Source organism: Paraburkholderia bengalensis (genome assembly GCF_037126505.1).
GTDB lineage: Bacteria > Pseudomonadota > Gammaproteobacteria > Burkholderiales > Burkholderiaceae > Paraburkholderia > Paraburkholderia bengalensis.
This window is the reverse complement of the sequence record NZ_JACFYJ010000002.1, coordinates 90,879-111,091: the sequence shown is the minus strand read 5'-3', so window position 1 is coordinate 111,091 and position 20,213 is coordinate 90,879. Positions and strand designations below refer to the sequence as shown.

12 protein-coding genes are annotated in these 20,213 nt (G+C 64.6%); 9 read left to right on the top strand and 3 right to left on the bottom strand.

Going from position 1 to position 20,213, the window contains the following annotated elements; all coding sequences use genetic code 11:
• Positions 1 to 427 precede the first annotated feature (427 nt).
• The 4 genes from H3V53_RS02070 (at position 428) to H3V53_RS02055 (ending at position 9,039) form a co-directional block, all read left to right on the top strand.
• The gene (locus H3V53_RS02070) at positions 428 to 3,616 is read left to right on the top strand and encodes an autotransporter outer membrane beta-barrel domain-containing protein (RefSeq protein WP_336596490.1); all 3,189 of its coding nucleotides are present in this window, start codon (positions 428 to 430) and stop codon (positions 3,614 to 3,616) included.
• Between the two features lie 169 nt (positions 3,617 to 3,785).
• Positions 3,786 to 4,481, top strand: a complete 696-nt coding sequence (locus H3V53_RS02065; protein ID WP_336596489.1) for an alpha/beta hydrolase — start codon at positions 3,786 to 3,788, stop codon at positions 4,479 to 4,481.
• 383 nt (positions 4,482 to 4,864) lie between these two features.
• Positions 4,865 to 6,106, top strand: a complete 1,242-nt coding sequence (locus H3V53_RS02060; protein WP_419539401.1) for an ABC transporter substrate-binding protein — start codon at positions 4,865 to 4,867, stop codon at positions 6,104 to 6,106.
• Complete coding sequence (locus H3V53_RS02055) at positions 6,103 to 9,039, top strand: bifunctional diguanylate cyclase/phosphodiesterase (RefSeq protein WP_336596488.1); 2,937 nt, start codon at positions 6,103 to 6,105, stop codon at positions 9,037 to 9,039. The genes H3V53_RS02060 and H3V53_RS02055 overlap by 4 nt, the downstream gene beginning before the upstream one ends.
• A gap of 65 nt (positions 9,040 to 9,104) precedes the next feature.
• On the opposite strand, the gene H3V53_RS02050 is transcribed toward H3V53_RS02055, so the two are convergent.
• Entirely contained in the window at positions 9,105 to 9,428 is a 324-nt protein-coding gene (locus H3V53_RS02050; RefSeq protein ID WP_336596487.1) for a DUF4148 domain-containing protein, read from the bottom strand.
• A 320-nt stretch (positions 9,429 to 9,748) separates the two neighbouring features.
• Here H3V53_RS02050 and H3V53_RS02045 point away from each other — a divergent pair, with 320 nt between their 5' ends.
• The 5 genes from H3V53_RS02045 to H3V53_RS02025 all read left to right on the top strand — a co-directional run bounded on the left by H3V53_RS02045 (position 9,749) and on the right by H3V53_RS02025 (position 18,625).
• On the top strand, positions 9,749 to 12,982 hold the full coding sequence (locus H3V53_RS02045) for an efflux RND transporter permease subunit (protein ID WP_336596486.1): 3,234 nt from the start codon (positions 9,749 to 9,751) through the stop codon (positions 12,980 to 12,982).
• Positions 12,983 to 12,991: 9 nt separating this feature from the next.
• Positions 12,992 to 14,275, top strand: a complete 1,284-nt coding sequence (locus tag H3V53_RS02040; RefSeq protein WP_336596485.1) for an efflux RND transporter periplasmic adaptor subunit — start codon at positions 12,992 to 12,994, stop codon at positions 14,273 to 14,275.
• A 19-nt stretch (positions 14,276 to 14,294) separates the two neighbouring features.
• Positions 14,295 to 15,755: an efflux transporter outer membrane subunit gene (locus H3V53_RS02035; protein ID WP_336596484.1), complete on the top strand. Its 1,461-nt coding sequence runs from the start codon at positions 14,295 to 14,297 to the stop codon at positions 15,753 to 15,755.
• A 111-nt stretch (positions 15,756 to 15,866) separates the two neighbouring features.
• The gene (locus H3V53_RS02030; protein WP_336596483.1) at positions 15,867 to 16,742 is read left to right on the top strand and encodes an extracellular solute-binding protein; all 876 of its coding nucleotides are present in this window, start codon (positions 15,867 to 15,869) and stop codon (positions 16,740 to 16,742) included.
• A complete protein-coding gene (locus tag H3V53_RS02025) occupies positions 16,739 to 18,625 on the top strand; it encodes an ATP-binding cassette domain-containing protein (protein ID WP_336596482.1) in 1,887 nt (628 codons plus the stop codon). The genes H3V53_RS02030 and H3V53_RS02025 overlap by 4 nt, the downstream gene beginning before the upstream one ends.
• Positions 18,626 to 18,643: 18 nt before the next feature.
• Here the strand turns inward: H3V53_RS02025 and H3V53_RS02020 are convergent, their stop codons facing one another.
• Together H3V53_RS02020 and H3V53_RS02015 are read right to left on the bottom strand one after the other, a co-directional pair.
• Positions 18,644 to 19,588 (bottom strand): LysR family transcriptional regulator, encoded by a 945-nt coding sequence (locus H3V53_RS02020; RefSeq protein WP_336596481.1) that lies wholly within the window; start codon positions 19,586 to 19,588, stop codon positions 18,644 to 18,646.
• Complete coding sequence (locus tag H3V53_RS02015; protein ID WP_336596480.1) at positions 19,536 to 20,198, bottom strand: MarR family winged helix-turn-helix transcriptional regulator; 663 nt, start codon at positions 20,196 to 20,198, stop codon at positions 19,536 to 19,538. Before H3V53_RS02015 ends, H3V53_RS02020 begins: the two co-directional genes overlap by 53 nt.
• Positions 20,199 to 20,213 lie beyond the last annotated feature (15 nt).

Sequence of the window (20,213 nt, the reverse complement as noted above, 5' to 3'; positions counted from 1 at the left end):
ATCACGTTGGAAATCCTGAGGGCAGGTCGGTTGACCTGTAGCTCGACTCCGGGCACGCGCACCAGACAATTCTGGCCTCACGCGCTTTTCTTCCGATCGCTGGTCGGTCAGAGGTCCCATATTGGCCGAGGCCGTTCCTCGCAACCGCCCGTCGAAAGCATCATTCCACGTTTTCCCGTGGTCGATTTAAAGTCCAGCACGTGGCCCTGCCTGCCACATCGGACCCGCCCCCTTGACCCAAAGCATCGCTTCAGATATTAGACGTACCTCTAGACCCATCTACCGCGCTTCACCCCGTCCCCAAAAGGGGCCTCGATTGGCAGTCCTTTCCGAATGTGCCATGCGCTCGACGAAAGCACGAACCACATATAGTGCAGCCGGGAATTTTCGAGCTTCTCAGGTATGCGAACTGTCTCGCGTTCACGCCATGATGATGCTCGTCGTGATCGTCTGCGGCGTCATCCAGCAGGCAGGCGCTACCGATCTGACAAGCTCACAGACCGGCTATGTGCTGACCTCGGGCGGCAATCCCTATGTGGTGGTGCTTGGCGCAATCATCGATACGCGAGCGACAGGCGTCACCGCAATCGACAGCGTAGCGGGTTCCGGGTGGATGCTGACCAATAACGGCACCGTCGCGGGCGGATACTGGGCGCTCCAGTTCAGCCAGCACGCCACCGTGGTCAACAATGGACAGTTCATCAGTCCCATCACCACGGCAGTCGCACTCTTCGGCGGCGCCGACGTCACCAATCACGTCGGCGCGGTCATCGCCGGGAAGCTGGACGGCGTCTTCGTGCGCGGCTCGACGAGCACGGTCGTCAACGCAGGCGATATCGCGGGAGACGTCGTCGGCCTCGCCAACACGCAGGCAGCGATCCACATGCCCGACGGCGGCGCCATCACCAATCTGTCAACCGGCCGCATCGCGGGTTCCGCATCGGCCATCCTTTCCGCGCCCGCGACAACGGTCATAAACGCTGGCCTCATCGCATCCGGCAGCAAGGCCGCAATTGACCTGACGACGGGCACCAGCAGCATGGGCGGTCTCGTCGTCAATAGCGGCACGATTATGGGCGGCGATAGCGGGACAGCGATCCTGTTCGGTCCGCACGACGACACATTGCTCATCACGGGCACGTCGTCCATCTTGGGGATCGTGGACGGCGGGGCGCACGACGCGGGCGGCGCCAACGCGCTGATTCTCGGCGGCACGACGGCGGGTACCTTCGACCTGTCTTCGATCGGCGCCAATGCGCAATACCGCAACTTCGACATGCTCGCGAAGCAGGACGTCGGCACCTGGACGCTGACGGGCGTAAGCAGCGTCAATCAGGCGTGGCAGATTGCGGGAGGCAATCTGATCGTCGCGGGGCAGTTGTCGGGCGGTATCACCGCCGTCCCGCAGGCCACCCGTATCGATGTCGAAATCGCGAGCGGCGGCGCCGTGCACGCACAAACAGGAAGCGCGATCTCGCTCGGAGCGGCAAGCCGAATCGTGAATGGCGGCACCATCGACGGCCATGCCAGCGACACTGCCACGCTCACCGTGCAAGGCGGCGGCAGCAGCATCGTCAATGCGGGTTCCATCAGCGCGGTCGGCGCGGGCTCGCCCGCCATCAGCCTCGATACGGCGAATGGCCGTGTGAGCGTTGTCAACCAGGCCGGCGCGGCGATTTCCAGCGAACAGGGCGTCGCCGTGCTCGCCGGCTCCCATGTCGTGATCCTGAACGCAGGGAACCTGATGGGCCGCGACGCCGCCGTCCGCTTCACAGGTTCGGACGACGCGCTGACGCTCGTCAGCGGCAGCAATGTGACAGGCGACCTCGACGGCGGCAATGGCCTTGGGAATGCGCTGGTGTTGCAAGGCACGGGCAGTCTCGCAAGCCGCCTGTACGGGTTCGCGTCGCTTGCGATGCGCGGCACTGACTGGTCGCTGGCAGGCGATGCCTCGGTCGGCAATGCAACGGTCGACACGGGCACGCTGCGCGTGAATGGCACGTTGGGCAGTACAGCCACCGCGGTTGCGCCGGCTGCAGCGATTGCCGGAACGGGAACCGTCGAGGGCGCACTCGTCGTGCAAGGCGCAATCGCTCCGGGCAATGCCGTTGCCGCGCCGTTGGGAACGGCCGTGTCCGCACTGCCGGCGCTCGCGGTCGGTACGTTGCACGTCGCCGGTTCTTTTGCGCAGGCTGCGGGAAGCCGCTACGTGGTCGATGTGCTGCCCACGGGCAACGATCTCGTCGACATCACAGGCCCGGCGACATTACAGGGCGGGACAGTACTCGCCCGTCTCCGAACGACGTCGTTCAACCGCACCGATATCTACACGATCGTCGCGGCGTCGGCAGGCGTGAGCGGCACGTTCGCCGGTGTCTCGACGCTCAGCCCGTTTGTCCAACCGTCGCTTGCGTACGATGCCGATCACGCGTACCTCGTCGTGCAACGCGATTTTCTGCACGCGGGCGGCACCCCGAATGAGCTTGCCGTAGAAGGCGCGCTGGATCACGGTATCGCGGCGATCGGCTCGGGCACGCCACCCAGCCGCGATTTCCTGAGCGTCGCCGCCGATCTTGTCAGTATCGAAGGTCCGGCGGCCTACGCCGCGCTCGACCAGCTGGGCGCGGAGTCGTATGCGGCGCTGCTCAGCGCCCACGTCGCAGCGTCGCGTCAAACGACGGATGCCATTCAGGCGCGCCTCGCCGACGCGCGCAGCAGTTCATGCACGAAGTCCACGACGCCCGCCGCCCGGTCCACGCAGTTCCCGGCGGATGGCGACACACGCATCTGCTCGTGGGCAGCGCTGCTCGGCAAAACAGGCAGCAACGGCGGATACGACACGTGGCTCACGCAGCAGATCGATCTCGCCGGTGCGATCGCTGGCATCGATTATCGTGTCGCGGGGCCGGTTACGCTCGGCGCGGCGCTCAGCTACATCCACGGCAATACGTCCACCGACACGTTGCCCGTACACGGACAGTTCGACAGTTATCAGATCGCGCTGTACGGCAGCTATGCGCCGGGACGGTATTGGTTGCAGGGCGCGCTGGGCTACGGACGCAACGACGATCAAATGAAGCGCGACATCACCTTCACCATCCCGTCGCGCACGGCCCAAGGCAAGGTGGACGGGAACCAGTATTTCGCGTCGCTGCAAACGGGCGTCGACCTCGATGCCGGTCCCGTTGGCGTGGTGTCGCCGTTTATCGGTCTGGAAGCGCAGTACGTTGTCTTGCCAGCAATCACCGAGACGGGCGCAGATTCCGTGAATCTGGCGGTGCAGTCGCCGTCGGGCAGTGCCGTGCGGTCTCTGCTCGGCGCGCAGTGGCGTCGCGCGATCGACTGGTTGGGACATCAATGGCGCGTGGACGCCACCGCGGCGTGGGCGCACGAATACGGCGCGCTCACGCGGACGATCGACGCGAGCTTCTCCGGCGCGCCGAACACGGGCTTTACGGTCCACGGCAGCGGCCTCGCGCGCGATGCCGCGCAGATCGAATTGGGCGCGAGTGTCTCGCTGGGTCGAAGCACGCATCTGCGAGTCCGCTACGACGGCGAGTTCGGTGGCCGTAGCACCTCACATGCGGGCAGCGCCGGCTTTGACTATCGCTGGTAGCGTCCTGCCGGTTTGTCAGCGTCGATCGCGATAGTGAATGCAGCGAACGCCCGACGCCGGCGCATTCAGCAACCTCAGATATCAGTCGCTGTTGGCCCGGTGCGATAGCCAGCCGTCAACCCGATTCGCACCGGAACTTAACGTCGCATGTATGCACTGGAGGCAAATCGTGAGCGTCAAACCAGCAATCGTATTCGTCCATGGATTTTGGGGAGGAGCAGCGCACTGGAGCAAGGTGATCGTCGAGTTGTCGCGCAAGGGCTATACCGATCTACATGCCGTCGAGCTCCCGTTGACGTCGCTCGCCGACGACGCAGCACGCACACGGCAGATGGTTGCGCAGATCGATGGTCCCGTGCTGCTGGTCGGTCATTCCTACGGCGGTGCCGTGATAACGGAAGCCGGCCATGGCGACAACGTCGCTGGTCTGGTTTATATCGCCGCATTTGCACCCGATTCAGGCGAAAGCCCGGGCGCGATCACCCAGCAGAACCCGCCCGTCGCCGCGGAGAATCTGACTCCCGACAACGATGGTTATCTGTGGATCAAACGAGAGAAGTTCCACGAGAGCTTCTGCCAGGATCTGACATCGGACGAAGCACTGGTCATGGCCGTGACGCAGAAGGCACCGCTGATAAAGACGTTCGGCGATACCGTCACGTCGCCCGCGTGGAAACACAAGCCATCGTGGTATCAGATCTCGAGCGAAGACGGGATGATCTCGCCGGCCAATCAACAGATGATGTCAGCAAGGCTTCAGGCGAAAAAAGTCATCACGCTCGCATCGAGTCACGCGTCATTAGCGTCGCGTCCCGTCGAGGTCGCTGGTCTCATCGATGAGGCTGCCCGCGCGCTCTCGATGTAAATGGCGAATAGATAGCATCAAACAGCACGGCCGCCGGCGCATCGATTGCAACACGCGATGCGCCGACGACCTGGTTCATCGCACCCATTTCTCTCACCGCCTGTCGCGGCACCGGGCTCGCGCGAATATCGACGGGCCGCCGCGCTCAAGTAATCGGAGCCGTTGCCGATATGCAGTAGAGGCACTGCCCGTCCGCTTCTTCTTGCCGCCGTCACGCCCTGGTACGCGTTCGATCCGCCGCAACCCTGCCGCAAGCGTTTGCGCGTGCAGATCGACCGCGCTCCGCGTTGCCCCGGCCGATCCGATCCGAAACTCATAGTGGTTCCCAAGTGCGCCGAATTGCGTTTGCCGCCCTGCTCTGTGGCCTCGTGACTTCGCTGTTTTTGTCGTTGTATGGTTGCCATCGGAAAGGCTCCCCCTCGTCAAGCGCAACCGTACCGACCCGGACCACCATCACCGCGCTGATCTGGGCGCCGGACTGGCCGGAAGAAATGCTGCAGATCGCAGCCGAATTCAGCAAGCTCAACCCCGACATCGGCGTGAACGTGCAATTCATGGTCGGCAATTCGGTCGAGGAAAACATCAAGCCGCGTATCGCGTCGGGCAACCTGCCCGATGTCGTCAGCGTCAATCCGAATGCCTACGCCGCCGCACTCGCCGATCAGGGCGTGTTGGCCGCCGTCAGCCACACCACGGCGTGGAGCAACATGCTCGACCCGCTCAAGGGCGACTGGACCAGCCGCCAGGGCAAGGCCTTCGGCATTTCCGGCGGCGTGGCGACGGTGCTGATGTACTACAACAAGGACATGTTCGCGAAGGCCGGCGTCAAGACGCTGCCGACCAGTTTCCCCGAGTTCCTTGCCGTGTGCGAACAGCTCAGGCGCGCGGGTTTCACGCCGATCATGTGGAACGGCGGCTTTCCGAACATGCTGGGCAACGGCCCGTTCAGTTTCGGCTTCGCCAACAACGTGGTCGCGCGCGAGCCGGACTGGAAAAAGAAAATGGAAGACGGCACGCTGGATCTGGACACGCCGCAAGCCGCCGACATCTTCGCGAAGCTGTCGCTGATCGCGCGGCGCGGCTACGTGCAGGATGGATTCATGGCGACCGACTACGACGGCGGCATCCGCCTGTTCAAGGAAGGCAAGGTCGCGATGGCGTTCCACGGCAGTTGGGCCGCCGGTCTGCTGCTGCACGGCAACCCCTTCGAGGCGGGTGTGTTCATTCCGCCGTGGAATGCCCCCGGCAAGCGCGTGGTGCCCGTGATCGGCAGCGAGACGGGTTTTGCCGTGTGCGAAACACCCAACAAGGCGGCCGCGCTGCGCTTTGTCGAGTTCATGACGGGCAAGGGCTTCGCGATCGTGCAGCGCAAGCGGCAGAACATTTCGCCGTTCAGGCCGGGCGCTCAAGCGATCGCGGGCGACCCGCAGATCGTCGCCTATACGAACGAAGTGAGTCGTTATCCCGTCACGGCGAGTCCGTACTATTCGGAGCTTCCCTCCAACTCCATCGAGCGGCTGCACCGTTTGATGCAGGACGTGCTGTTGAACAGGATCACGCCCAGACAGGCTGCCACCCTGCTCGATGCGTCCGTCAAGCATGAAGCGAAGATGCATTACAAATGAACGCGATCATCGGTTCACTGCGACGGGCTTTCGACTTTTTCTCGCAGGATCTGCTGCGCCGGGTCGAAATCCGCTACCGGCTGATGACTGCGTTCATCCTGCTGTCGCTGCTGCCCGTGCTCATTTCAGGCTACATCTCGTACGCAGAGTCGACGGCGGCCATCAAGGAAAAGGCCCGCATCTTCTCGAAGGAAGTGGTCAGGCAGGTGTCGAAGAACGTCGGGTTGCGCATGGAGCAGATCGAGACGGAAAGCAGCCTGCTCGTGCTGTCCGATCAGGTTCAGGCGGCGCTCACGAAAGTCGCGAACGGCAGCGCGAAGGAACAGAACGAAGCGCGCCAGGACATGACGCGCCTTCTGCTCGATCACTACGGTTCGGCCGACTTCGTCAACGAGAAGTACCTGCTCGACGCCAACAACCGGATCATGGACACGCAAGCGTTCGCACAACTCACGCGCGGCGTGATGCGCTTCGTGCGGCAGGCGCCCGATCGGAACGGGCGGCCCTACTGGGGCAGCTATGACAACGGTGTCGGGCAACAGAACCTGGGCATGGTGCGCGCCGTCATCGGCAAGAGCAACAACGGGCGGCTCGGCAGTCTTGTGCTGGTGATCCGCCCGGAGTATTTTTCGACGATCTTCAACGACGTCGCGCTCGGCTCGGGCACGGAAGTCTATGTGCTCGACGCGAGCAACAACCGGCTGATCGTGCGTTCCGACTACGCGTCGATGAGCGCCGACGACACCGCCGAGCCGGCCCTCATCGACGGGATCACACACGACAGCAACGGCGAGCCGGACGGTTTCGTCAGCTTCGAAGGCAAGGAGCACACGGGCTACTTTGCCGCGTACACGCGCATTCCCGGCACCACGTGGTTCGTCGTCAGCACGATTCCGGAGAAGCGGCTGACGGCCGAGGCGCAATCCGTGCGCAACCAGATCGTGCTGGTCGGCATTTCGGGCTTCCTGCTTTCGATCTTTCTCGCGTACTTCATCGCACACAGCATTTCGGCGCCGCTCAACGAACTCGTGCGCAAGATGCACGATACGGGCAGTGACGCGGGCGCCGAAGCCGATGCGCTCGCCGACGCGCACGTCGAAACGGGCGATCAGGACGAACTGGGCCGGCTCGCGCAGCGCTTCGAAAGAATGCGCGCGGCAATCCGGCAAAAGATCCAGAAGATCAACGAGATCAACGCGTCGCTCGAACACACCGTCGTCGAGCGGACGGCGGAGCTGACGCGCCGCGAGCAGGAATCGCGGACCTTGATCGACAATTCGCCGGACACGATCACACGCTACGACCGCGATCTTCGCCGCACCTATGCAAACCCGGCTTTCTGCGCGTCGGCGGGACACACGCTCGGCGAAGCGCTCGGCAAGCGGCCTTCGGAGCTTCCCGGCGGCGCGAACGCCCTGATCTACGAACGCAAGATCAGCCAGGTCATCGAGACGGGCAAGAGCGGGCAGTTCGAACTGCGCTGGGTCAACAGGGACGGCGTCGAGCAGTGCTCGCACATTCGCCTGACGCCCGAGGTCGATCCGTCGGGCAACGTGAACTCGGTGCTGGCCGTGGGCCGCGATCTGTCGGACCGGATGGCCTTCGAAGCCGCGATCTGGCGGCAGGCCAATTTCGACACGCTGACGGGGCTGCCGAACCGGCAAATGTTCCAGAACCGGCTCGAACAGGAAGCGAAGGTCACGCGACGCGCCCGGCATCGGATGGCGTTGATGCTGATCGATCTGGACCGCTTCAAGGAGGTCAACGATTCGCTCGGCCACGATTTCGGCGACACGCTGCTGATCGAGGCCGCGCGGCGCATCACGTCGTGCGTGCGCGAACCGGATACCGTCGCGCGTCTTGGCGGCGACGAGTTCACCGTGATCCTGCCGGATCTGCACGACACGGAAAGCATCGAACGCGTGGCGCAGACGATCATCGGCGCGCTGTCGGAGCCGTTCAAGCTCGGGCCGCACGATGCGTTCATTTCGGCGAGTGTCGGCGTGACGCTGTATCCCGACGACGCCCGCGAACTCGACGTCCTGTTCAAGAATGCCGACCAGGCCATGTACGCCGCCAAGAACGCGGGCCGCAACCGCTTCGCCTGGTTCACGCCCGATCTGCAGGTCGCGGCGGAAAAGCGTCTGCGGCTCACGAGCGATCTGCGCGCCGCGCTGCCCGGCGAACAGTTCGAGCTGTATTACCAGCCAATCGTCGAGCTCGCGACGGGCGACATCCACAAGGCCGAAGCGCTGATCCGCTGGCTGCATCCCGAGCGCGGCACGATCAGCCCGCTCGAGTTCATTCCGTTGGCGGAAGACACGGGACTCATCGTGCCGATCGGCGACTGGGTATTCAGGCAGGCCGTGCATCAGGCGAAGCAATGGCGCAGCCGGTTCCATCCATCGTTCCAGATCAGCGTCAACATGTCGCCCGTGCAGATCCGGCAGAACACGCAGCTATGCACGCAGTGGTCCGAGTATCTGGTTCGCGAGAGCATGCCGGGGCAAAGCATCGCGGTCGAGATTACGGAAGGGCTGCTGCTGCACGCCGATCTGAAGATCGACGAAAAGCTGGCGACGTTCCGCGATGCGGGCATCCGTATTTCGATCGACGACTTCGGTACGGGCTATTCGTCGCTGGCGTACCTGAAGCGCTTCGACATCGACTATCTGAAGATCGACCGTTCCTTCGTCCAGAACCTGGGGCTCGATGCCGACAATCAGGCGCTGTGCGAGGCAATCGTCGTGCTCGCGCACAAGCTCGGCCTGAAGGTGATCGCGGAAGGCGTGGAAACTGTCGAGCAGCGCGCGTTTCTGGCCGCCGTCGGCTGCGACTTCGCGCAAGGCTTCCTGTGGTCGCAGCCGGTGCCGCCCGACGCATTCGAGGCACTCGTCTGGCCGCGCATCGAATGCAGCGAGGAAAACGTCTGACGCGCAGCTTGCCGCATCAGATGCGATGACGTGCTGGCGGGCGGCACACACCCGCCGCCGTGCAATCAGTTGCCGAAGAAGATGGGCTCGGGATACGCATCCGACGAGCGCGGCGCCCCCATCTGCATCATGCCGTTCGGTGCGACGCCGCCCACGGCCGTATGCGTCATCGGCTGCGGGTCTTGCGCCGAGACTTTCGCTTCAGCGGCCTGAATGTCATCCGGGTAGCTGGCGTCGCGCGCGATCGGGCGATAGCCAGCCTGCTCGACGCGCTGAAGATCGTCGCGCACCTGAGCGCGCGTGACGTCGCCCTGTTCGGACTGAGCGAAAGAAAGTGCCGGCGCAGCCAGCGCGCACGAAACGACGACCGCCTGGATCAGTGCTTTCATGATGGTTCACCTGCGTGTGAGTCCTGGACCGCGCCGCATTCGCGCCGGATGGCATGCGAATGCGGCACCAATACCCTTCTTAAGGGTTGCCACCATTGTGGTCAATGACCACTGACCGAAGGCTGTCTCTCACATGACAAATGCGTCATCTGCGCGATGTGCGTGTCCGGCGACCGTCCCGAAGCCGCTCGAAGATGTCGGATTTGTAATGTGCCAGTTATCGATAGGTAACGGCCTCGCCGTCACACTGCGACCCATGCAATGCCCGAGCGCGCACCGCCGCCGTGCATTTCCGGCAGATCATCGTCCAAGGAAACGTCATGTGGATCGTCAAACTGGCCCTGCGGCGGCCCTACACCTTCATCGTATTGGCTGTGCTTATCTTTATCGTGGGGCCGCTCGCGATCCTGCGCATGCCGACGGACATCTTTCCGAACATCGACATTCCCGTCGTCAGCATCGTCTGGACCTATAACGGCTTCTCCTCCGAGGACATGGCGCATCGCATCGTGTCGAACTACGAGCGCGCGCTGACCACCGATGTCGACGACATCGAGCACATCGAATCGCAGTCGCTCAACGGCGTGGCTGTGGTGAAGGTGTTCTTCCATCCGGGCGCGGACATCAATCGCGCAATCGCGGAGGCCGCGTCGAACTCCGCGTCGATCCTGAAAGTGCTGCCACCAGGTACTCTTCCGCCAAACATCATCACGTACAACGCCTCGACGGTGCCCGTGCTGCAACTGGGTCTGTCGAGCAAGACGCTGCCCGAGCAGACGCTCTACGACCTCGGCAACAGCTTCATCCGCACGCAGCTCGCCACGGTTCAGGGTGCGGCCGTGCCGCTGCCGTACGGCGGCAAGATCCGTCAGATCATGGTCGAGCTCGACCCGAAAGCGCTGCAGGAAAAAGGCCTTGCACCGATCGATGTGGTCAACGCCGTCAACGCCCAGAATCTGATTCTGCCCGGCGGCACCGCGAAGATCGGCGCACGCGAATACAACGTCGAGATGAACGGCAGCACCAGCACGGTGGCCGCGCTCAACGACCTGCCCATCAAGACGGCTAACGGCAGCGTGGTGTATGTGCGCGATGTCGCGCATGTGATCGACGGCTACGCGCCGCAGACCAACATCGTGCGCAGCGACGGCAAGCGCGCGGCGCTGCTGCAAATCGAAAAGACGGGCAGCGCGTCGACGCTCACCATCATCCAGCAGGTCAAGTCGATGCTGCCGAAGATCGCCGCCGGCTTGCCGAGCGCGCTGCACATCACGCCGCTGTCGGATCAATCGGTGTTCGTGAAGTCGGCGATTTCGGGCGTCGTGCGCGAAGCGCTGATCGCCGCGTGCCTGACGGCCGCGATGATCCTGCTGTTTCTCGGCAGCTGGCGCGCGACGCTCATCATCGCGGTGTCGATTCCGCTTGCCGTGCTGACGTCGCTGATCGCGCTGTTCGCGCTCGGGCAAACCATCAACATCATGACGCTCGGCGGGCTCGCGCTCGCGGTCGGCATCCTTGTCGACGACGCGACCGTGGCAATCGAAAACATCACGCATCATCTGGAAAAAGGCGAGCCCCTACACGACGCTATTCTCAACGGGTCCGGAGAAATCGCCGTGCCTACTTTCGTCTCCACGCTCTCCATCTGCATCGTGTTCGTGCCGATGTTCCTGTTGTCGGGCGTCGCGCGCTATCTGTTCGTGCCGTTGGCGGAAGCTGTCGTGTTCGCGATGTGCGCGTCGTACTTCTTCTCGCGCACGCTGATTCCGACGCTCGCGATGTATCTGATGCGCGCGCCTTCCGCGAATGTTCAACACGCATCAGGTCCCTTCGCCCTCTTCGTGCGCTTTCAACGCGGCTTCGAACAACGCTTCGAGGCGCTGCGCCACCGCTATCACGGCGTGCTGCAACGCGCGATTGCCAATCGCCGCCGCTTCATCCCGATTTATCTCGTGTTGTGTTTCGCGTCGCTCGCGTTGATTGCATTCGAAGGACGCGACTTCTTCCCCGCCGTCGATACGGGCGAAATCCGTCTGCATCTGCGCGCGCCGACGGGCACGCGCATCGAGCAGACGGCGCGCATCACCGACGAAGTCGAAGCGAAGATCCGCACCGTGATTCCGAAATCGGATCAGGCCGCCGTGCTCGACAACATCGGCGTGCCAGTGAGCGGCATCAATCTCACGTACGACTCGTCGGACCCGATCGGCCCCGAGGACGCCGACATCCTGATCACGCTGAAACCCGATCACAAGCCAACGGCGCAATACGTCGCGCAGTTGCGCAACGTGCTCGCGCAGTCGTTTCCGGGCGTGACGTTCGCGTTCCTGCCCGCCGACATCGTCAGCCAGATTCTCAACTTCGGCCTGCCCGCGCCGATCGACGTGCAGATCGTCGGCAACAAGCTCGCACAGAACCGCGTCGTCGCCGACAAGCTGCTCGCGCAGATGCGCGGCGTGCGCGGGCTCGTCGATGCGCGCATCCAGCAGCCCGGTGACGAGCCGACCATCAACGTCGATGTCGATCGCACGAAGGCCATTCAGGCGGGGCTCATGCAGAAGGACGTCGCGCAGAATCTGCTGATCGCGCTGTCGGGCAGTTCGCAGACCACGCCGAATTTCTGGCTCGATCCGAAGAACGGCGTGAGCTATCCGTTGATGGCCGAAGTGCCGCAATACGATATTCACTCGCTGCAGACGCTCGCCAACATTCCGTTGTCGACGACTTCGGCGACCAATCAGGCGACCAATCAGGCGGCCAACCAGGTCAGCGCGAATCCGCAGAACCAGTTGGGCACGCTCGGCACGATGTCGCGCAGCACGCAGCAGGCCGTCGTGTCGCACTACAACGTGCAGCCTGTGCTCGACATTTTCGCGTCGACGCAAGGGCGCGATCTGGGCGGCGTCGCTGACGACGTGACGAAGCTCGTCGACGCCGCACGCGCGCAATTGCCGCCCGGCTCGTCGATCGTGATGCGCGGCCAGGTGCAGTCGATGAACCAGTCGTTCGCCGGGCTCGGCACGGGGCTCGTGTTCGCGATCGTGCTCGTCTATCTGCTGATGGTGGTGAATTTCCAGTCGTGGCTCGATCCGCTGATCATCGTCAGCGGCTTGCCCGGCTCGCTCGCGGGCATCGCGTGGATGCTGTTCGCGACGCACACGACACTGAGCGTCCCTGCGCTGACGGGCACGATTCTGTGCATCGGCATCGCGACGGCCAACAGCATTCTCGTCATCAACACCGCGCGCGAATCGCTCGCGGGCGGCATGGAGCCGCTCGCGGCCGCGCTCGACGCCGGCTTCAACCGCTTCCGTCCCGTGCTGATGACAGCGCTGGCGATGCTGATCGGCATGCTGCCGATGGCGCTCGGACTCGGCGACGGCGGCGAGCAGAACGCGCCGCTCGGACGCGCGGTGATCGGCGGGCTGGCCATCGGCACCGTCTCGACGCTGATGCTCGTGCCCGTCGTGTTCGGCGCCGTGCACGCGTGGCTCGCGAAGCGCCGCGCCAGACACGAAGCCGGTCGCGCCGATGTGACCACACATGCTGAATAAGGAACTGCCATGACCACGCCCACTCTGCCGACGGCTCCCGAACCGTCCACGCGCACGGATCTCGCGCGCACCGATCTCGCGCAAACCGGCAGCGCGCCCATGCCGCGTCGCCGGCGCTATCTGCTGCCCGTCGCGCTCGCCGCGGTCGCCGCCGCGCTGCTCGCGATCGGCATCGTGCCGCGTTGGCACGCAAGCGCGGCGCTGACAGATCAGGTCGACGCGCAACGTTATCTGAGTGTCGAAACCGTGACGCCGAAGCCCGCGCCCGCGTCGCAGGAACTGCTGTTGCCGGGCGCCGTGACGCCCTATGCCGACGCGTCGATCTATGCGCGCACGAGCGGCTACGTCCAGCACTGGTACGCGGACATCGGCGCGAAGGTCAAGGCGGGACAGACGCTTGCCGACATCGACACGCCCGAGCTCGACGCGCAGTTGCGTCAGGCACGCGCCGACGAAGCGACCGCGAAGGCCAACTACGGCTTCGCCAGCAGCACGGCGCAGCGCTGGCAGACGATGCTGCAAACGCAATCGGTCTCGCAGCAGGACACCGACGCGAAGACAGCCGACAGCGCGGCGAAGCTCGCGGCCTGGCAGGCGGCGCAGGCCGACGTGGCGCGCCTGACAGAGTTGGTGTCATACGAGAAGGTGACGGCGCCGTTCGACGGCGTCATCACCGCGCGCAACGTGAACGTCGGCGCGCTGGTGACGGCGGGCGGCACGCCCGGCCTCGCGGCCAACCCGGGGCAGCTCTTTCACATCGAACAGACCGACCGCCTGCGAGTCTATGTCGACGTGCCGCAGAACGACGCCGCTACGGTCACGCAAGGCACGCAGGTCTATCTGACGACGCAGCAGTATCCGGGGCGCAAGTTCGATGCGACGGTCGCGCGGACGTCGGACTCGATCGATCCCGTGAGCCGCACGCTGCGCGTCGAAGTCGACGTCGACAACCGCGACGGCGCGTTGCTGCCGGGCGCGTATGCGCAGGTTCATCTTGCGCTGCAGACGGCGCATCCCGCGCTCGAAGTGCCCGTGAGCGCGCTGCTGTTCCGGCCGGACGGCGTGACCGTCGCGGTGGTCGGCGGCGACAACAAGGTGCAGTTGCGCACCGTGACCATCGGCCGGGACTTCGGCACGTATGTCGAAGTCGCCACGGGACTCACGGCGGCCGACCGCGTGATCAACAATCCCGGCGATGCGATCAGCAACGGCGAGACCGTGCGCATCGCGACGGCGGCGGCGCCAGCAGCGGCGGCAGCGCCCGCGGCCGCCGGACCGGCGAAGCACGCCTGAGCGCGACGCGAGACCCATCATGTTCGATATCCGCAAATCGGTGATTCGCAAGGCGCTCGTCGTCGCCGTCGCGGGCGCGTTGAGCGCCTGTTCCACCTTGCCGCATTACACACAGCCGCAAACGGCCGTGCCCGATCACTTCGCCAGCACGCCGCAGGCGTCGGCGGGCTGGACGCTCGCCGCGCCCGCCGATGCACAGCCGCGCGGCCCATGGTGGACGCTCTACGGCGACGACGAGCTGAACCGCCTGGAAGCGCAGGTCGATGTATCGAACCAGACCGTGCGCAAAGCCGTCGCGCAGCTGGAAGCGGCACGCGCGATGGTCGACTATCAGCGCTCGGGTTATTCGCCCGTCGTCACTGCAGGGACGTCGGCGCAACGCTTTCGCACGTCGCAGAATGTGGTGCACAAGGGGCTGGCGGGGCATACCGTGCCCGATTTCTCGGCGGGACTTGCGGCGAGCTGGGAGCCGGACCTGTTTGGACGCGTGAAGGACGCCGTTGTCAACGCGCGCGACAACGCTCAGGCCAGCGAAGCGGATCTCGAATCCGTGCGTCTGTCGGTCGCCACCGATCTCGCCATTGACTATTTCAATCTGCGCTCGCTCGACCGGCAAAAGAAGCTGCTCGACGACACCGTCACGGCTTATGCCGCCGCGCTGCGCATCGTGCAACAGCAACTGAAGGACGGTGCGATCGATGCATCGGCAGTCGCGCAAGCGCAGACGCAACTCGAAAGCACGCGCACGCAGGACAGCGACATCGACGTGCAACGCGCCCAACTCGAACATGCAATCGCGACGCTGATCGGAAAACCGGCATCTTCGTTCTCTTTGCCGCCGAAGGTCGAAACCGTCACGCTGCCGCAGATCCCAACGGGCGTGCCATCGCAATTGCTGGAGCGGCGTCCCGACATTGCGGCCGAGGAGCGGCGCGTCGCGGCCGCGAATGCGCAGATCGGCCAGGCGCGCGCGGCGTTCTATCCGAATCTGACCTTGTCGGCAGCGGTGGGGCTTGAAAGCTCGTATTACGCTCCGTGGCTCACAGCGTCCAGCCTGTTCTGGTCGCTTGGCTCGCAGATAGCGGGCACGCTGTTCGACGGCGGTCGGCGCTCCGCCGCGTTGAAGGGCGCCAACGCGCAATACGACGGCGCGGTCGCCGATTATCGGCAAACCGTGCTGGTCGCGTTCCAGCAGGTCGAAGACGAATTGTCCACGCTCAATACGCTCGCAAGCGAAGCGGACAGCCAGCAGCGCGCGACGTCGGCGGCGCAGTTGTCGCTGAAATTGACGACCAACCGCTATCAGGCGGGCGCCGTCAGCTATCTGGACGTCGTCACCGCGCAAACCATCGCGCTCACCAACGAGCGGTTGACGCAGCAGATCGACGCGCGGCGTGTGGATGCGAGCGTGCAGTTGCTGAAGGCGCTCGGCGGCGGCTGGGATCGCGCGTCGCTGACGGATGCGAATGCAACCGACTGACGCTTGCTGCGCCGGCGCCCGGCGTGGCGCAGAGCGCCGTGGTTCGCCAACTGCATCGCGACAGGATGTCGTCGTAATATATGCGCGTTCATAACGCACGGGGACATCGTGATGATGCGCAAGCTGTTGCTGTCGGGGATCGTATCGGCCGGCCTTCTATTTGCGGGCGGGGCGTGCGCCGACGAAAGCACCGTCAACGTGTTGTACGCAGGATCGCTGGTGAATCTGATGGAGCGCAGCGTCGGTCCCGCTTTCGAAAAGGCAACGGGCCTGCATTTCAGCGGCTACGCGGCGGGCTCGAACAAGATCGCCAACGAGATCAAGGGCAAACTGCGGCGCGGCGACGTGTTCATCAGCGCGAGCCCGAAGGTCAACGCGGGCCTGATGGGCCCCGCCAATGGCGATCATGTGGGTTGGTATGTGAACTTCGCCGAATCGCCGCTGATGATCGGCTATCACCCGCAAAGCCGCTTCGCCGCCGACTTCAAGAGCAAGCGCTGGGATCAGGTGCTGCAGGAGCCGGGCATCCGCATCGGGCGCACCGATCCGAAGCTCGATCCGAAAGGCGCGTTCACCGTCGACATGATGACGAAGGCGGCGCAGCTGTATCACCAGCCGGATCTCGTTGAGAAGACGCTCGGCGATCCGGAGAATCCCGCGCAGGTGCTGCCGGAAGAAACGCTGGTCGGCCGTCTGCAGTCGGGCCAGCTCGATGCCGGCTTCTTCTACTCGACGGAAACGTCGGATCTGAAGATTCCCGCGCTGCGCCCCGCGCGCGAACTGCAGGCAAAGGCGAGCTACACACTGACGATTCTCAACGACGCCCCCAACCAGACGGGCGCTGCGCGCTTCGTCGATTTCCTGTTGAGCGATACGGGCCGCGCGTTGCTGAAGCAGCATGGCGTCGAGGTGATCAAGCCCACCGTGACAGGCAATGTGCAGGCGGTGCCGCCTTCCGTGCAAGCCGTGACCGACGCCGCGCCATGACCCGGCCGGCCGCGCGTCCGCTTCTGTGGCTGGCATGTCTGCTCGCCGTCTATCTGTGCGCGCCGTTCCTCGCGAGCATCCCGCAGATCGGACAGGCGGACTGGACGCACGTGGACTGGCGCGCGACGTGGTCGGCCGTGGCGGTGTCGGCGGGCAGCGCGAGCGTGGCGTCGCTCGCCATACTGATTGGCGGCGTGCCGCTCGGCTATTGGCTCGCGCGCTCGGACTCGCGCGGCATGGCGTTGCTCGGGTTCGTCGTGCAATTGCCGCTCGCGCTGCCGCCGCTCACGAGCGGCGTGCTGCTGCTGTTTCTGCTCGGCCCGTATAGCTGGCTGGGTCAGCTCACGAACGGCGCACTCACCGACTCGTTCGCGGGCATCGTGCTCGCCGAAACATTCGTGGCGGCGCCTTTTCTGATCGTCGCGGCGCGCTCGGCGTTCGCCTCCGTCGATCCCGTCTATGACGACGTCGCGGCCACGCTCGGCCATCGCGCGGCGAGCCGCTTTTTCCGGGTGATGCTGCCCATCGCCTGGCCGTCGATCCGCGCGGGTCTCGTGCTCGCGTGGCTGCGCGCGTTCGGCGAATTCGGCGCGACGGTGATGGTGGCCTACCATCCGTATTCGCTGCCCGTCTATACGTATGTGGTGTTCGGCGGCCAGGGGCTGCCCGCGATGATGCCGCTGTTGCTGCCGACGCTCGCGATTGCCGTGTTGTGCGCGGCGCTGTCCGTCGCCTGGCGCGGCGGGCGCGGGAACCTGTTCAACGCCGCCGATAACGGCGATACGGCCGACAGCCTCGCGAGCGAGCCGGCACGCCCTGCCCTGCCCAATCCGCGCCTGGCGATCGCGCTCAGACGCCAGCTCGGCGCGTTCGATCTCGACATCGAATGGATGCCTTCGACGCGCCGGCTCGCCATCATCGGGCCGTCGGGCTCGGGCAAGTCGCTCGCGCTGAAACTGATTGCGGGCCTCGAACGCAACGAGATGGGCTTCGTTCGATTCGGCGGCGCGCAGCTCGATGCGCTGCCGCCCGAGCGCCGTCATATCGGCTACATGCCGCAGGATTACGGTCTGTTTCCACACATGACGCTCGCGCGGCAGTTGTCGTTCCCCGTCGATGCCGACCCTTCCAGCGCGCGCTACTGGATCGAGCATCTCGGCCTGTCGGCGCTGACGGCGCGTTTGCCGCATCAGTTGTCGTTCGGCCAGCGGCAGCGCGTCGCGCTGGCGCGCGCCCTATCGCGGCATAGCCAGCTGCTGCTGTTCGACGAGCCGTTTTCGGCGCTCGATACGCCGCGCCGTCGCCGCCTGCAACAGGCGCTGCGCGCGTTGCAGCGCGAGATTTCGGCCGTCACCGTGATCGTCACGCATGATCCCGACGAAGCCGCGCTGCTCGCCGACGAAGTGCTCGTCATCGAACATGGGCGCGTGCTGCAGTCGGGCACCGTCGATCAGGTATTCGGGCAACCCGCATCATTGCAGGTCGCGGCCCTGCTCGGCTTGCACAACGTGGGCGAAGGAACGATGCGTGAGCACGGCGTCGTCGATACGGCATCGGGACTGTCGATCGCCACTGCGAATCGCTCGATTCCCGCGGGCGAACGCGTGATGTGGCGAGTTTCGCCGTCGTCGATCGCGATCTCGGCGCACGGCGCGCAATCGGGCGCCGTCGATGCCGTCGAGCTGCGGCACGGCGATCCGTACGTGGTATTGAATGTCGGCGGAATGCGCTTCGATGTGGCGGGCGACGGCGCACTCGCGCCTGTGTCGGAGCCTGCGAGCGTGCGCTTCGATATCGATCCGCGTGGCGTCAGCGTGTGGGTCGATCGGGCCCGGGCCGTTCGATGCGACAGCGTGTCGTCCGCCTCGTCGTCCGCCGCGTAGACGTGAATCGTATAGACGTCAGTCGTTCGCCGCGAGCGCGGCCTCTTCCTGCCCGCTGACGGGCACCTTCAGCGAATCGTATGCCGAATGCTCGACGAGAAAGTCGACCAGTGCCCGCACGTTCGGCGCCAGATTGCGTCGGCTGCCGTACGCGATCGACAACCCCATCGACGGCAATGCGACGTGGGGCAGCACGCGCAGCAGCGCGCGTTCGTGCAGATCGTCGTCGATCAGCGCGGCGGGCAGCAGCGCAACGCCCATCCCTTCGATGGCCATACGCCGCACCATGTCGCTGCTGTTGGCGCGGACATGCGTGGCGTGCGGCACGTTCGCGTCGAGCCAACGGCGCGCAAGATCATGTTCCGCGCTGGTCGCGCCGTCCTCGTGCGAAAGGATCACCAGGCGCTCGAGGTCTGCAAGTTCCGTGATGCCGCGCACGTTCGGAACGTAGCGCGGCGACGCGACGAGCGCCATATCGAGTCGCGCAAACGTGCGAGCGACGACCGAACCGGGATGCGGATAGGTGTCGCTCGTAAGCGCGGCGTCGAAGCGCCCTTCGACGAGGCTGATCGGGCCGTCGGCGAATATCACTTGCGGCACGACGTGCGGATAGCGCGCGCTGTACGTGCTGAGCAGTTTCGCGAGGTAACCCGCGCCGACGCTGCCTTGCACGGCGAGGCGCAGCGTGCCCGCCGGAATGTGAGTCGCGGCGAGCAACCCGCCCTCCACGTCGTCGATCTCCTCGACGATCGATCTGACGCGATCCAGAAACAGACGGCCGGCTTCGGTGAGCGTCACACTGCGCGTCGTGCGTTGCAAAAGCCGCGCGTCGAGCCGTTCTTCGAGCGACGCCACGCTGCGCGTCGCAACCGCGCTCGACACTTTCATCTGATCGGCCGCATTCGTGAAGCTACCGAGCTCCGCGACCTTTACAAACATTCTGAGTGACTGCAGATAGTCCATCGTTGCGCTTCTGTGGAATCGCCGTCCCGCAGGCACGACGAAAGTCAGAGTTCAACTGTGGACTGTACAAATCGCGCTCGCATCGATAAAGCAGCAGCCGCTGAATTGACTGTTCACCACGCGCCGACAATTTCATGAAATCGAAAGGCAGCGAATGCGCTGCGTTGGCATGAGCGGCAAGATCGCTGCCCTGTGTCATGCGAGCGCTTTTCGCATCTTGCGCATGCCTTGCATGGTGCTGTCGACGACATCCGGCCCGATCTTCGCGCGTAAGCGACGCGTCAGCTGCGTGCTCGCGTCCGCGATGGATTTTTGCAGCGCCTTGCCTGCGGGTCGCGTAGACGCCCCACTCGCGTCCATCACTGATGCCCCGCCGACGCTCGACGAGTTGCTTGTCCGACAGACAGTCGATGAGCCGCGTGGCCGTCGGCCGAGCAATGCCGGCCGTGGCCGCAATGTCGGTGCCGCGACAGCCGGGCTTCGTCTGCACGATGCGCGGTACGTGGCCCTGCGCAGGAGTCGAGCCGAAGTCCGCGTAGACCGCCGCCCACTCCCGCTCGATGAGACATGCAGGCGCGGACGCGTTGTAATCGAGGCATCGGTCGAACATGGCGTGAGTGCGGGT

Coding starts and splice junctions, on each gene's coding strand:
- H3V53_RS02035 (WP_336596484.1), top strand. CDS start 14,295: ATGTTCGATATCCGCAAATCGGTGATTCGCAAGGCGCTCGTCGTCGCC.
- H3V53_RS02070 (WP_336596490.1), top strand. CDS start 428: ATGATGATGCTCGTCGTGATCGTCTGCGGCGTCATCCAGCAGGCAGGC.
- H3V53_RS02055 (WP_336596488.1), top strand. CDS start 6,103: ATGAACGCGATCATCGGTTCACTGCGACGGGCTTTCGACTTTTTCTCG.
- H3V53_RS02020 (WP_336596481.1), bottom strand. CDS start 19,588: ATGGACTATCTGCAGTCACTCAGAATGTTTGTAAAGGTCGCGGAGCTC.
- H3V53_RS02045 (WP_336596486.1), top strand. CDS start 9,749: ATGTGGATCGTCAAACTGGCCCTGCGGCGGCCCTACACCTTCATCGTA.
- H3V53_RS02040 (WP_336596485.1), top strand. CDS start 12,992: ATGACCACGCCCACTCTGCCGACGGCTCCCGAACCGTCCACGCGCACG.
- H3V53_RS02025 (WP_336596482.1), top strand. CDS start 16,739: ATGACCCGGCCGGCCGCGCGTCCGCTTCTGTGGCTGGCATGTCTGCTC.
- H3V53_RS02050 (WP_336596487.1), bottom strand. CDS start 9,428: ATGAAAGCACTGATCCAGGCGGTCGTCGTTTCGTGCGCGCTGGCTGCG.
- H3V53_RS02015 (WP_336596480.1), bottom strand. CDS start 20,198: ATGTTCGACCGATGCCTCGATTACAACGCGTCCGCGCCTGCATGTCTC.
- H3V53_RS02030 (WP_336596483.1), top strand. CDS start 15,867: ATGATGCGCAAGCTGTTGCTGTCGGGGATCGTATCGGCCGGCCTTCTA.